Annotated in this window: 12 protein-coding genes and 1 pseudogene; 2 read left to right on the top strand and 11 right to left on the bottom strand. The window is 37.2% G+C overall.

Going from position 1 to position 14868, the window contains the following annotated elements; genetic code table 11:
* Window positions 1-35: 35 nt before the first annotated feature.
* From arfA to RYX56_RS14730, 11 genes and pseudogenes are all read right to left on the bottom strand, one after another.
* Window positions 36-1541 (bottom strand): arabinosylfuranosidase ArfA, encoded by a 1506-nt coding sequence (gene arfA, locus RYX56_RS14780; RefSeq protein WP_317122800.1) that lies wholly within the window; start codon window positions 1539-1541, stop codon window positions 36-38.
* A gap of 16 nt (window positions 1542-1557) precedes the next feature.
* A complete protein-coding gene (locus RYX56_RS14775) occupies window positions 1558-2184 on the bottom strand; it encodes a YesL family protein (protein WP_317122799.1) in 627 nt (208 codons plus the stop codon).
* Between the two features lie 40 nt (window positions 2185-2224).
* A complete protein-coding gene (locus RYX56_RS14770) occupies window positions 2225-3076 on the bottom strand; it encodes a carbohydrate ABC transporter permease (RefSeq protein WP_317122851.1) in 852 nt (283 codons plus the stop codon).
* A gap of 2 nt (window positions 3077-3078) precedes the next feature.
* Window positions 3079-3978, bottom strand: coding sequence for a carbohydrate ABC transporter permease (locus RYX56_RS14765; protein WP_317122850.1), 900 nt, complete (start codon window positions 3976-3978; stop codon window positions 3079-3081).
* 125 nt (window positions 3979-4103) lie between these two features.
* A complete protein-coding gene (locus RYX56_RS14760; protein WP_317122798.1) occupies window positions 4104-5450 on the bottom strand; it encodes an ABC transporter substrate-binding protein in 1347 nt (448 codons plus the stop codon).
* A gap of 730 nt (window positions 5451-6180) precedes the next feature.
* A complete protein-coding gene (locus RYX56_RS14755; RefSeq protein WP_317122797.1) occupies window positions 6181-6549 on the bottom strand; it encodes a YybH family protein in 369 nt (122 codons plus the stop codon).
* Window positions 6550-6670: 121 nt separating this feature from the next.
* The gene (locus RYX56_RS14750; RefSeq protein WP_317122796.1) at window positions 6671-7183 is read right to left on the bottom strand and encodes a GNAT family N-acetyltransferase; all 513 of its coding nucleotides are present in this window, start codon (window positions 7181-7183) and stop codon (window positions 6671-6673) included.
* 154 nt (window positions 7184-7337) lie between these two features.
* Window positions 7338-7778 carry an NUDIX domain-containing protein gene (locus RYX56_RS14745; RefSeq protein ID WP_317122795.1) on the bottom strand — a complete coding sequence of 147 codons (441 nt, stop codon included), beginning with the start codon at window positions 7776-7778 and terminating at the stop codon, window positions 7338-7340.
* A gap of 990 nt (window positions 7779-8768) precedes the next feature.
* Window positions 8769-9134, bottom strand: a complete 366-nt coding sequence (locus RYX56_RS14740) for a biotin/lipoyl attachment domain-containing protein (RefSeq protein WP_317122855.1) — start codon at window positions 9132-9134, stop codon at window positions 8769-8771.
* 97 nt (window positions 9135-9231) lie between these two features.
* Window positions 9232-9703 (bottom strand): annotated as a pseudogene (locus tag RYX56_RS14735) (Glu/Leu/Phe/Val dehydrogenase dimerization domain-containing protein); the annotation flags it as partial.
* 43 nt (window positions 9704-9746) lie between these two features.
* Window positions 9747-10664: a proline dehydrogenase family protein gene (locus RYX56_RS14730; RefSeq protein ID WP_317122794.1), complete on the bottom strand. Its 918-nt coding sequence runs from the start codon at window positions 10662-10664 to the stop codon at window positions 9747-9749.
* Window positions 10665-11044: 380 nt separating this feature from the next.
* On the opposite strand from RYX56_RS14730, the gene RYX56_RS14725 reads away from it, so the two are divergent.
* The gene (locus RYX56_RS14725; protein WP_317122793.1) at window positions 11045-12634 is read left to right on the top strand and encodes a sigma-54 interaction domain-containing protein; all 1590 of its coding nucleotides are present in this window, start codon (window positions 11045-11047) and stop codon (window positions 12632-12634) included.
* A gap of 304 nt (window positions 12635-12938) precedes the next feature.
* Window positions 12939-14366 carry an alanine/glycine:cation symporter family protein gene (locus RYX56_RS14720; RefSeq protein WP_317122792.1) on the top strand — a complete coding sequence of 476 codons (1428 nt, stop codon included), beginning with the start codon at window positions 12939-12941 and terminating at the stop codon, window positions 14364-14366.
* Window positions 14367-14868 lie beyond the last annotated feature (502 nt).

Raw genomic sequence — 14868 nt, 5'->3', positions numbered from 1 at the left:
CTTCCGCTCCTTTTTTTCATCTATTCTCTAGTAAGCTATTTATTTTTCTTCAGGCGGATAACATTCCAGGAAGCCTTTCCAAGCACAGCTTCCACATACCCGTCTCTTAATTCCGACTTACCGTTTGTATGTGGTTTTACAGGCTGGTGCAGCGAAGTGTTAACTGTCTTTAGATCACTGTTTTCCAAAACAATATGCTCCTGTATTCGGTAGCCTTCAAATCCGCTCACATTAATATCAAGTTTCAGATCTTCCTTGATATGCCTGTTAAGAGCAAAGATTGTTACTTCTTCCTGCTCTTCACTGTATACAACAGCACTGTCCAGATAAGGAACATCAGTAAAGTCCTTCGTATCAAACTTCGGTGAAGATACCACTGGATGAAGTGATGTGCCACGCCCGAATACGGATGCATGCATGTACGGGTAGTAAATGGTCTGCTTCCATGTAGCTCCCATATTATCTGTCATAATTGGTGCGATGACGTTTACGAGCTGAGCCATACAAGCCATTTTCACACGGTCCGCATGTTTTAAGAATGTGATTAAAATACTTCCTACAAGGAGCGCATCTTCAAAGTTATAAACGTCTTCCAGCTGAGGAGGAGCTACTGTCCATGGTTCAATTTCTTTATCCTGATTATTGGAATGGTACCATACGTTCCATTCGTCAAAGCTGAGCATCATCTTTTTCCTGCTGCGCTTTTTCGCTTTTATATAGTCGCATATGGAAATGACCGTATTAATAAACCGATCTAGTTCCATTGTGTTTGCTAAGTAATTTTGGGAATCATTATCTCGGTTTCCAAAATATTGATGAAGAGATACGTAATCCGCTTCCTGATACGTATGGTCTAATGTAGTTGCTTCCCATTCAGGGAATGTAGGCATGCTTGAATTCGAGCTGCCGCAGGAAACAAGTTCAATTTCAGGATCAACCAATCTCATCGCTTTTGCCGTTTCTTTTGCAAGACGGCCGTACTCTTCAGGAGTCTTCTGGCCAACCTGCCAAGGACCGTCCATTTCATTTCCTAAACACCATGTTTTAATATTATGAGGCTGATCATATCCATGCTGCTTTCTCAGGTCGCTCCAGTATGTGCCTCCCGGATGGTTGCAGTATTCAAGAAGATTCCTTGCTGCATCAATGCCTCGTGTTCCAAGATTGACTGCCATCATTACTTCTGATCCTGCTTTTTTTGCCCAGTCTGCAAATTCATTCGTTCCAAACTCATTGGTTTCAATAACACGCCAGGCAAGCTCCAGACGGTTAGGACGCCTATCTTTCGGGCCTACCCCATCTTCCCAATTATATGCAGAAACCATGTTCCCACCAGGGTAACGGACGATTGGCACATTTAGTCCTTTTACTAATTCAAGTACATCCTTCCTGAACCCCTGCTCATCTGCCTCAGGGTGCCTTGGCTCATATATCCCTCCATAAACTGCCCGACCGAGATGTTCAATAAAAGATCCGTAAATTCGATCATCAATATCAGAAATCCTGTATTCTTTATCGATTACCATTTTTGCTTGTTTCATTATTGCCCATTCCCTCCTATGAAAAGCTCGCCTTCACCTTTACCTGTTTTGTTTCTATTCTTTTTAAACTGTTTGTAAAGAACCACATGACCATATAAGACAGCACACTGCCTGAGAAAAACAAAATGGCTGTTGGAAATGCCAGCGACATATATACAGAAGCCCAAATAAGGAGTATAAACAGCAGTGCAATATGGACCCTGCCTACCATAAACTGAAAAGTCTTTTTGAGAATTGCAAGCGTTCCGCCTTCAAAATGAACAGCAACAGGAACCAGGGTTACTACGAACATAATGTACATAAGCACTACAAATATATATGAGAGAACAACAATGAACGGGGTCTCTGTTCCGAGAGAGATAATTACCTGATAGTTTATATAAAGCAGGAATCCTATGAGTGCTACAATCCATCCGAAGATATTGGATTTAACAAACATTCTTTTGTATTCGCTCCAGAAACCTGAGAAAACCGTGATATCCTCTTCACCCCTCACCCATTTTCTTGAAATGGAAAACATAGCAACTGTTGCCGGAAAAAATCCAATCACTCCTAAACCTAGGATAGAAAAACCTATCCACAGCAGGTTTAACAATGCAAACTTCGAGATTAACCGAAACAACAGATCAATTTTTTTCATCATTGTTGTTCACCTTCCTTTCAAACTCATATAGCTTCAAAACCTATCCTTTAACACCGCCGGAAGTAAGTCCTGCAATAAAGAAGCGCTGAAAGAACAGAAATAAGATAATAATTGGGACAATACTTAAAACGGATCCTGCAAATAGAACCTGATAATTGTTGCCGTATGGTGTGAGAAGTGTTGCCAGCCCTAACGGGAGTGTAAACATATCGTTTGAACGCAACACGAGTAATGGCCACAGGAAGTTATTCCAGCTTGACAAGCCTTGTAAAATTGCCATAGCTGCAAAGGATGGCAGCATTAATGGCGCCATGATTTTAAAGAAAATTCCAAATTCCGTACAGCCATCCACACGCGCAGATTCCATTAATTCTTTCGGAAGCCCAAGTGAATACTGGCGGAAGAAAAATACCGCGATAGGAGCAACAATGAGCGGCAGCATTACTGCAAAATAGGAATCTATCAACTGAAAGGACATCATCATACGGAACAGCGGAAGCATTAAAATTTCAAATGGAATCATGAGAATGAGCAGAACCAGAACAAAGATAAAGCGTTTTCCTTTAAAGTCATATAAAGCAAGGGCATATCCTACCATAGACGAGAAAAAGAGGGAGAGAACTATTAACAATGCCGAAATAATTAAACTGTTAACATACCATTGCCAATAACGTGTACCCTCTGCACCAAAAATAGCTTCAAAGTTCTGAAAATCCCAGCTCGATAAAAACAACTGGCTTGTGAGCCCATAACGCATGAGATCTGAGGCCGGACTAAGTGCGGCGATTACCAGTGCGATAAGCGGGAAAAGAGCTATGAGAGCAACAATACTGAAAAGGATTACTAAAAATATACTTAATGTTTTTTCTTGTACCGTTTTTTTCTTCTCCATCATTAATCATCCTTTTTAAATGCGCCGGTTGCATATAGTTGAATTACACTGATAACAAAGATAATACCAAGAAGTACAATTCCTACCGCAGCACCAAAGCCCATATCATTACGCTGAATACCCTCCTGGTAAATATAACCAACAACTGTTAACCCAATGTTTCCCGGTGAGCTCGTTTCAAAGAATACGAAGCTTTCTTCAAACATTCTGAAACCATTGATCGTAGTAATTGTGGTGAGAAAGATCACTACTGGCTTTATTGCTGGATACGTCACATTTTTAAATTTCTGCCATGCGTTCGCTCCGTCAATATCAGCTGCTTCGTACAGATCATGGTTAACATTTTGAAGCGCAGCAAGGAAATACAGAATGTTTACTCCGAGCCATCTCCAGGAGGCCAAGGTAACCATCAGAAACATCGCTGACCATGAATTATAACGCCACTCTACAGGGTTTAGCCCGATAAACTGAAGCACCTGATTAGCGAATGCTGTATCGGAGTCTCCAAATATCATCCGGAAAATAGTACCGGCCACAATAACAGACGTTAACGCCGGAATGAAGATAGAAGCCCGGAAGAAGTTAGTGAATTTCATAAGCCTGTGGTTTAAAAATATGGCAAATACCATTGGTAATATAGTCAGGATAATTACAGTGAATATGACGTATATCGTAGTGTTCTGTAATGCAGTATAGAATGTTGGATTAAACACCCGGCTGTAGTTTGATGTACCAATGTACTCTACCTGACCAGGCAAAACCCGCTGAAAACTCATGTTAACTGCACTGATAAAGGGATAAAGTGAAAGAACCAGGAATGACAGTATAAATGGAGAGACGAAAATGTAAGGTGCCGCTTTTTTTGAATATAGAAACTTAAAGCGGGTTTTCCTCTTCTCCATACCAGTACCGGTATTTTTATTTGTTGGAATTGAAGTTTGCACGGCTCTTGCCTCCTCTGCAAAAATACTGTCCAAGGAGGAAGGAAAAGGGGGGATTCCTCTCCTCCCGGACAAGTGGGTAAACCTTAATCAGTCATCCTGCTTCTAACAGCTTCTGCTGCATCGCTCAAAGCTTCTTCAGGTGTTTTGCTCTGTTCGCGTAGCACAGAGTGCATAACAGTAGAGTGAATTTCCTGCTGAGCATTAGGAGTCTGTTCCGTAATATTTAAATCATTAATGTCATCTCGGATTTCCAGAAGGATATCAAAAATATCATCGTGGAAATACTGGAAGAATCGGTTATCTGCTCTCATTGCTTCAGAATCCCAGACATCGTGCCTTGGAGGATCAAATCCAAGAATCTCCCACAGCTTAATGTTTCCTTCTTCTGATAGTTTTGCAAAAGCAAGGAATTCTTTAGCTAATTCAGGGTCTTCTGTCTGGTTGGTAATAACTGTTCCAGTTCCCCCCATACCAGCGGAGCGGTTACCGCCTTCTTCCCAAGCAGGGAGAGGACGAATCTGCATTTTGCCTTCAAGATCCTCCATATAATCCAGGAAGCGGCCCATATACCACATTGGCATCATTAAAGAAGCAGCTCCTCCGTCATTCATAAATCCGTAATATTCCTCCGCATGGTGGAAACCACCTGGAGTAACGCTTGCAATTTCATGCTCGTATATCAGATCATGGAGAAATTGTAATGTATCAATATTTACCTCGTTATCAAGAATCACATATCCATCTGTATCAAAGTAATCTGAACCACGCTGGCTGATGAGAGGCCAGAAACTAAAATGCTCGTCAGACTCAAGGGTTGTCATAACCGCATCTGTATTTTCCACCACTTGTTTCCCAGCTTCGATGTAATCGTCCCAGGTTTCAATGGAATCAAGATCTACACCAGCTTCGTTCATGATTTCTTCGTTATAAAACATAACTGTAGCACCAACGTGGTAATCCATTCCGTAATACTCTCCATCTTTCGCATAGATTTCAAACCGGGAAGATACCATGTTGTCTAGTTCAGGCTCAACTACATCATTTAAAGCTTCCAGCTGAGGCTGCCCCTGCAGATAGTTAGGGAACTGGGAAATTTCAATATCTGCAAAATCAGGTGCTCCGCTGCCAGATTGTAAGGATAAAAGAAGGTTATTATGCATTTGGTCATACGGATATGTTTCTGCAATCAGCTTAATCGGCCGATCTGAGTTTTCTTCATTCCAGCGATTAACAGCATCTTCAAAAAACTGTGAATGCAGTTCCTGGAAATTCCAGAAAGTAAATTCTGTAGCTCCTTCAATATCGTCTCCAACTACAACCTGCTCTTCTAAATCTCCGCCTTCGCCACCACCAGTTTCATTGTTTCCGCCTCCGCCACATGCTGAAAGCAGTACAGCTGCCGAGCTGAGCATTAATAAAAATTTCTTCATCGTACACCCTCCCATTTTCTTTAAAAATAAAATATAATCTCTTTTTTTAATCTCTGCCCTTATGAGGTACGTACATATTGATTAAATTATAAAACTGAAATGAACCTGCCAAGGATTTTTGGCAAACCCCCCCTTATAAACTACCTTTTTCTACTGAGACAAGTGACTTAGCATCGGTTAAAAGCGCTTTCATAGGTGCGTTAACTTGTACGTATAAGCTTTGAGTTTATTATAAGTCAGCTACATTTCATGCGCAAGTATATTTTTTGAATATTCTACACAACAGTAATGTAAGCGCTTATCTAATGCGGTTTTAAGCTCGAAATTATTTTTTCACTTGTACGGACGATACAATTTATTGAAGTTGTTATAAAACTAGCAAAATATTTTTCTATGAAGAAGGTTAGACTGATGGGGTTCCTCGGTATCAGTAGAAAGGAAGCACTGATCTGGACCGGGGCTCGCGTGTCTGTGGTCTGGATGCAGCAGAAGCTAAGGTAACAATAGGTGCGGTTACGGCACTCTTCTTTGTTATCCTTATGAGTTTGGGGACGCGAGGCTATCTTGTGTTATTCTTCTATGATAGTTTCTCTTAGTAGAAGGCATACTTGATTCCCCTGAATACCAAGATATTAAGAACAGGGCTTCTGTTAATTCACTACAAGGTGTTAATAGATAATCAAAAAGAAAGCCTGTGCATTACATTACATTCTTTCATGGTAGCTCAATACTATGATGGACTACTCAAGTGTTCATGTATTAACTTCCATTCATTATAGTTAGTCCTTATAAATATGTTTGTTGCCCTTCCATTACCTGACACTAATTTCCCGTTATGATATCCCTTATAATGATATGAGTAAATACATGTTGCTGAATTGGGATCAGTTGAAATCCAACGTATATCATTAGCTGTATAAACCTCTTCTTTTATAAGTTCCCAGGCATTTTCAAAGTATTTCTGAATTTCTCTTGAATTGGTACATGTTTTATCCGTAAACCAATAAATTGCTTGGTCATGAAGTACCTTTTTCACATTGTTAAAGTCATGTGTATTAGTAGCTTCGATATATTTTTTTAATGTGTCCTCATAATTCATAAAAAAATACTCCTCCTCTGTTTAACTAACACAAATATTAAACAAAACTGCTTCAATAGCACAACAAGAAGTGCGTTGACTTTTTTAAATCAACGCTCCCGTTTGTTAGTGAAGCTGTATGTTATTTCACCCAAATATAATAAACAAAAGATAAAAGTTGTCCATTCATATTAAATTCTTCATCACTTGTTTCTCTGTACTTAAATCCGTTTTTTTCCAAGACTTTTTGAGATGCTATGTTATTAGTCGTTGTCTTCGCTAAGATCCGTTTTATACCTAGCTGATTTGTACTTTCTAATAAGAGTGTCAATGCTCTGTTAGAAATTCCTTTACCAGTATATGATTTTCCCACTCTATAACCGATATGACCAATCCCCTGAGATTTTTCTATACCTACTAAGTTCATTCTTCCAAGAATTAAACCATCTTTATCCTTAATTAAATAAAAATATGATAACCCTTGATCTTGTTCATTCAGCAGAGCTTTATTCCTTTTTTTAAAGGCCTCAAAGTTATAGTAATCATCCCCACGACTCGGTACCATTTCTTCAAAATAAGCTCTGTTTTCAAGTTCAAATTCAAATAATTTCTCAAAATCTGCATTTTGTAATTTCTCAATTGTAATATCCACCATAATTACCACCTATTCAATTTTACATCTATATTTAGTCTTAAATATATAATGCTTCAGTCCAGGTTGATACAAAGCTGCTCGTATGATCTGATAACAGTCTAGACTCGTGGCTACAAAGATAAATCAATGCACCCGTTCATTCAATAAGAATTTCTTACCGAATGAACGCTAATTCTCTATTTGATAAAGCATCCTTTAACCATTTAGGGTGCATTTTCAATAAGTCTTGCGGTAGGCTATGCTGGTCAAAAAACTTAATTTCTAGTGACTCATTTGAATTACATTTAAGTTCTCCACCTGTAATTTCAGCAAGGAAACAAGTTGTTATAAAGTGTACTACTTTACCATTTGGATATTCAAATACCTGTGAATTAGGGTCAGAGTATACACCAATTAGCTTTTTTATGCTTATATCCAAATTGGTTTCTTCTTTTACTTCCCTTATAGCAGCTTGGGAAACGGTTTCTCCTATTTCTATATGGCCTGAAGGAATACCCCAAAGTCCTACATCAGACCTCTTTTGCAACAAAACTTTGTTCTCGTTATTTAATATAATAACTGCAACACCAGCTTTTAAATCATCAATTCTTTTCATAATATAAACCTCCTTGAAATTAAAAAAAAGCCGAAGAGAAAGATTTCAACGCATAACAAATACGCTGAACCTTTCCCCTCGGACCTTTTATGTCAATAGGTGCCTTTTACATATTGTAAAAGATGTAGCCCTCGGTCACTGACCTACTTAGATAGCGGAACCCTAGCTACAATTTTCCAGTTCACTTTTATTTTACTATTATTAATTGGAATATGAAAGACTCTTACACATACCTATTCGTTAGCACCACAACGGCAGTACCAGCTTGTTAAGCCCATTACCCTTTAGCATACTGACCTTTGTTAAATCAACGCACTCCATTAGTTACTTATGCAATAAAATATATATATAACCACAAACCACTTTGTAGCCATCCATGAAAATTAAATTAAGTATGTAACAATTCCAGCAAATTTTAATAACCTATTGGTTGCTTTTTACACCTTAGAATTAGATATAAGTACCAAGGCTAGCCGTAGAAGCCCTTGTAGCCCGAGCTCTTGAAACAAAAAACAACGGCTTTACCTAGCACACGACCGGTTCCGGAAAAACTTTAAGCTAAAATCAGAGTTTAATGCTACTGACAAATCAATACCTGTTAAGACAGTTCTTTTTATAGAGACTTCCTCCTTTTTATCTACAACTACATTTCACAAAAAAATTCTACTTAATATAAACGAAAAAGGAGATAGGATTAATCTCCTACCTCAGTATATTGTCTTAATGATTTATATAGAAACAAAGAGAAGCTTTAAGGAGAAAGCTCTATTGTTTGCCATGTTTCTTCTATTATATTTAGTTATTTTTCACTCTCTAACTAGCTTATAAAAAGTCGTCTTATTCACTCCAATTTCCTGACTTACAACTGTTATCTTTCTTGATTTCCACCAATATAATTTATCAATTCACCATTTATTTTTTCTATTCATTAAGTCATATGCTATTCATTAAGTCATATGCAATATTATCGGCGATTTATAGGTTCCAATGTTAATCACAACCACTAGGTTGATCATCTTCTTTTAGTATAGCTAACGTCATATCATGTATAACTCTATCCCCCGGCTTCACATTCAAAGAAAGAATATTCCCACCTACCCCCATCTCTACCTTTTTCAGTACACCATCATTCGTCTTCAGTTGAAATAAAGGTTCCCATTCATATACATAGTCCCCTTCACTTACGAATACCTGATCAATCGTTCCATCACAAACACTTGCAACTACACAGTAAGTATTCACAAATAACTCCTCCTTAAATCCATCCTCGAGATTTTGAAGCTTCAGCCATTTTTCTAGGATCCAACCATATAAGCAGCTAACCGATTCGACTTTCTCCAGCCGTTTCAATAACATCGTTAAAAGCTTCTACTAATTTTGTTTTTGTTTTTATGGAAACCTCCTCTTCCGACCAATAATACCCTAAATTGTTTTGTACTCATTCAAAGTAAGAGACAATGACTCCACTTGAAGTGGCTGTTTCCCTGCCATGAGATCCACCTAAAACGAGAGGTTTTTCCGTAATAAATCCTGGTGAATCAAACTCGCGTATCCGGTTGTACTCATCCATCATCCAAGTAAATACATTCGGGAGCGGGAACATCTTTTGTTGGACTAAAAATTTGACTAATTGCTCTTACATATCCTCGACTTAATCGTTTTAGTTCACCAAAGGACATTTACCTGAGATCACAGATAATGCCGCTTTTTAAGTCCCCCAAATGGATAATAATTTCACTTCTTCTGTTACTTCTGGATGAAAGCGAACTCCTCCTTTAGTTGTTGGTACTACTGAGTCACTATGTTGGGAACGGTATCCAAATAAATATTGTTACGATACCGTTATCCATGTGAATAGGAATACGAACACTCAGACTCAGCATCCGAAGTGGTTCTTTAAGCAGTTCAAATACTTCACTCCCAAATGATTACTAGAAGCTATTCTCAAAATATAAACATTTCTGGCTGTTATTTCGAAAGTATACCTCTTATTGCAAATGCAACGTTTTGCGGACGTTCAGCCATACGTCTCATAAAATACCCAAACCAATCCTCTCCAAATGGTACATAAATACGCACAGTATAGCCTTTTTTTACTAATTCTTGTTGTAATTCAGTCCGAAAGCCGTAAAGCATCTGAAATTCAAATTGACTGCACTCAATTTGGTTCTCCTTTACAAACATTATTACTTTTTCAATAATATAATGATCATGAGTTGCGATTGCTGTATAACTTCCACTTAGTAAATGGTCTTTGATGATGTTGAAATAATTTTCATCGATTTTCGCTTTTTCTTGAAAGGCTACATCAGGCGATTCTTTATACGCACCTTTTACTAGTCTTAGAGAGGTGCCTTTTAGGCTTCTAATATCTTCTTCAGCTCTAATTAGATAAGCTTGAATAACCGTTCCAACATTGTCATAATCTTTTCTTAACTCTTTCAAAATATCTAATGTTTGCTGGCAGTGTGAGGAATCCTCCATATCAATTCTCACAAAATTGTTAGACTGTTTAGCAGTACCAACAATACGTCGCATATTTTCCAAACAAAACTCTTCGCTAATATCTAAACCAAGCTGTGTCATTTTAAGAGATAGATTGCAGTCAATACCTGAAGATGCCATAGCATTTAATGTCTTAATACAGTATTTCGTTGCTTCAATTGCTTCTTCCTTGCTGTCTACAAACTCCCCTAAATGGTCAAGTGTACAAACTAATCCTTGTTTATTTAATTCTTTCACTTTAGCAATTGCACTCTCAATGTCTTTTCCCGCTACTACTTGAGATGCTCCTACTTTTAACCCCCACCTTTTTGCGGCAACATTCATTGCTTTGTTTTGTGAAAGGAACATAAAGAATAATTTCATTGGTTGATGTAAAATCATTTTAATCCCTCCAGTATTTAGTCTAGATTTTTTTCTCGCTACTCTTCTATATGCAAAATTCATGCCAATTAATTTTATGGAATTTTTCAACGGTTTATAAAATTAATACCTCATTAGTCCAAACACTTTAGACAACGTCGTAAACCCTATCATCCTTGGGTTTTACCGATAAAATGTATTACCACCACCACCTTTTAAAAAAGAATCAAAATCATTTTGAACTATAACCGAATCTTTTTTTAAAACTATTAATCGACACTAATCAAAATTTAACTGAAAAAAATATTCAATTTTTAGTCAATTACGTCTATAATGAATTCCAACATAGACAATCATGTAAACATTTTAGTGAATCTTGATTTTGTTGGGGGGTTTTCAATTTGCAACACCAAATGGCTCTTGAAACATTTGCACTGCCATGGAAAAGCGATCTTGATAAAAATAAAATGGACGTATACAGTAATACGACCCTATTAAGTGACATTGATATTAACGAAGAAGGTAGAGATATTGCTTTAAAAGGAGCAAATAATGAAGTTTCCGGATGGGTTCCCCACTCAATATTAATGAAAGAAGTTTTCAAACAATGGAAACTAACAAAAGCTTATTATGATGCTCTTCTTAACTCCGTTGAGGATGCTGTTACAACGGTTGACAGTAATGGAAGTATTCTATTTTTGAATCATAAGACTGAGGAAATGTATAAGCTTTTATTAAATGAGGTGTATGGCCAATCTATTACAAATTTTTTTGAAAAAGAGGCTGTTATTTTAATGTCCACAATAAAACAAAAACAAGGAGTTACAAACAAATATCACCAGCCTAATCCAAATGTTTATGTTTTAATTAATACCTCTCCGGTCTATGTTGGTACAGAAGTCGTTGGAGGTATTTCAATTGAAAGAGATATTACTCAGATGGTTAAATTAAATGATGAATTGGCTTCAACAACCGCCCACTTACATGATTTGAAAAGCACTACTCAAAGCCATCAAAACCATTCTCCGTTTAGCAAAATTAAAGGTAGAAGCCATGTTTTAAAAGAGGCTATTAATCTAGCAAATAAAGTAGCTAAAACAGATGCCTCGGTATTAATTACTGGAGACAGTGGCGTTGGGAAAGAGTTGTTTGCTGAAGGAATACACAATGCTGGAAATCGATCTAACCACCCCTTTGTTGCCATTAACTGTGGTGCCATCCCTACCGCGTTATTTGAAAGCGAACTTTTCGGGTATGAACAGGGAGCCTTTACCGGAGCGGTAAAGGGAGGAAAAAAAGGAAAGTTTGATGCTGCAAAAGGAGGTACTATTTTCCTTGATGAAGTTGGAGAAATGCCACTTGAATTACAAGTTAAGTTATTAAGAGTATTACAAGAAAAGCATTATTATCGTGTTAGTGGAAGTAAAGCAATTCCAACTGACGTAAGGATCATTGCTGCTACAAATCGAGATCTAGAAAAGATGATCGATGAAGGAAGTTTTCGGGAGGATTTATATTACCGTTTAAATGTCATTTCAATCGCTATTCCCTCTTTACGGGATCGTACCGAAGACATTCCTGAGTTAATTCAATTATTTTTAAAGGAATTCTCTGTAAAATACAAAATGCCAATTCCTGAAATCGACCCAGAAGTTATGTATACCTTTCTTCAACACCCATGGCAAGGAAATATAAGGCAACTTCGTAATATTATCGAACGCATTATCATTTTGGCAAGCGATAACGAGGTGATTAAGCCCCACCATTTGCCTAAGAATTTTGTGAAAGATAATAATCCTCATTCATTAAATATTCAATTCGAGGAACCAAAGAAACTGAATGGTCAATGTGATGAAGAAATACAATCTGCATTACAAATAACGTTTGGAAATAAAGCAGCCGCAGCGAAGTTATTGGGTATCTCAAGGGCCACTTTATATAACAAAATTAAAAAGCGTAATTTAAAAGAAAGACAAGGTGAGAACGACTAGTTCTCACCTTTTTCATTTGTGTCAATTATCTAAACAGTTAGACATTTCACAATACACTTTTGTCTAGGTTTACGGGTAATATCCTATAACAACACATACTATATTTGGCACAATTATTGCAATTAATAGAGTAACCCTATTATAGAAATTCTATAAATAATTCAGGTACTCTTCTATTTTTAACCGCTCTTTCAAAATAGAGAAATAAGTATCCATAAAAATGGTAACAAAACATCATAAGCTATCAATTAACCTAAAATAGAAAAGTTTCATTAATACAAAATAATATATTTGGGGGCTAAGTATGGATTTCTTAAGTAATCTAGTTGGACAAGCCAATACACTTTTATGGGGGTATATTTTAATTGCTTTATTAATAGGTTTAGGACTTTATTTTACGATTGGAAGTAAATTTGTTCAGATACGTCATATTGGAGAAATGTTCCGTATTTTAAAAGATAAGAATACTATTTCTCAGGAAAGCGAAAAACAAATTTCTTCACTTCAAGCATTCTTTATTGGAGCTGCAACTCGTATTGGAACAGGGAACGTTGCCGGTGTTGCGATGGCCATTGCTTTAGGTGGACCTGGTGCGGTTTTCTGGATGTGGATTGTTGCCGTGCTCGGCGGCGCGAGTGCTTTCATCGAAAGTACTTTAGCGCAAATTTATAAGGTGCCTGATAAAGTAGGATTCAAGGGCGGACCTGGTTATTATATGAAAAAACAATTAGGAAAGAAATGGATGAGTACTATTTTTGCAGTTACGATTATTGCATCCTTTGGTTTAACTTTTAATGCAGTACAGAGTAATACGATTGCTGAAGCATTCAATTCTTCGTTCGGAATTAACGGGGCAATAGTAGGAATAGTATTGGCCATATTAGCAGCCATCATTATTTTCGGTGGAGTTAAACGCATTGCAAATTTCTCATCTATAATCGTACCAGTCATGGCGTCCTTTTATATTGTTTTAGCTTTATATGTTTCAATTACAAACATTACAGAAATTCCAGCTGTTATAGGTTTAATTTTAAAAAGTGCTTTTGGACTTGAGCAAGCTGTTGGTGGTGGAATTGGCGCTGCCATCATGATAGGGGTAAAACGTGGGTTATTCTCTAACGAAGCAGGTATGGGTAGTGCGCCAGTCGCAGCTGCAACTGCATCCGTTTCCCATCCAGTAAAGCAAGGTTTTGTCCAGGCATTAGGGGTATTCTTTGATACTATATTAGTGTGTTCAGCGACTGCGTTTATCATTTTATTATCTGATTCTTACAATTCTGGTTTAGAGGGAATTGCACTAACGCAAGCCGCTATGGGAGAACATTTTGGTTCTTGGGCTGGAATATTCTTATCCTTTGCGATCTTAACATTTGCCTTTAGCTCTATCATTGGAAGCTACTACTATGGAGAAGCAAATATTGGGTTTATTAATTCCAGCAAAACAGCACTATTAGTTTATCGTTTACTGGTACTTGGTATGATTGTATTTGGTTCTGTTGCAAGCTTACAGATTGTTTGGGATCTCGCAGATTTTGCAATGGCATTTATGGCATTAACTAACCTTATTGCCATTGGAATACTTGGAAGAATTGCTTTTAAAGCATTGGACAATTACATGCAACAACGTAAAGCAGGTCAGGACCCTGTCTTCTATGCTGATGATATTGAAGGTTTAAAAGGTATAGAAGCGTGGCCAAACCGTGAGCAAGAGAAGAAGCAAATCAGTTTATAAAAACTAAAAGAAACACTTAGTAGTAGATTTATTTTTCTAAAAAAGTGAACAATAAGACTAAAAAAGAGCGCAGCCTTTGGTAGATTTAAAGTGACAAAACCAAAGGCTACGCTCTTTCTATGTATAGAGTAAAGGATACAACGATGCATTTCAATTACGAATCAAGGTTACTTTTAATGGAGACAACTTAACCTCTGATTCTGGCTTATTACACGTCAAAGAGGTCTTACTCAGATAACCTTTATTTCATTTAGAGACATTTGAACTAATTTGGGATTTTCACCCGTCACTATCCATGGCATAGAGAGAAAATGCAGCTGAGGTTAAGATCATGGATCACTGAGAAGTTACTATCCTAAAGTAAGTTATAACAACCAGTCGAATAAAATGTTCCAATAAGTTTAAAAAAGCGGGGGAACGAAACAATTTTTTGACAATTCTTTATATACAAAAGTGTATAAGGGTGAACACTTTTGTATATAAAGAATCGTTTAAATATTTC

Source organism: Alkalihalophilus lindianensis (assembly GCF_032843265.1).
In the GTDB taxonomy this organism is placed as follows: Bacteria; Bacillota; Bacilli; order Bacillales; family Bacillaceae_D; genus Alkalihalophilus; species Alkalihalophilus lindianensis.
This window is presented reverse-complemented; position numbering and strand designations above follow the sequence as displayed.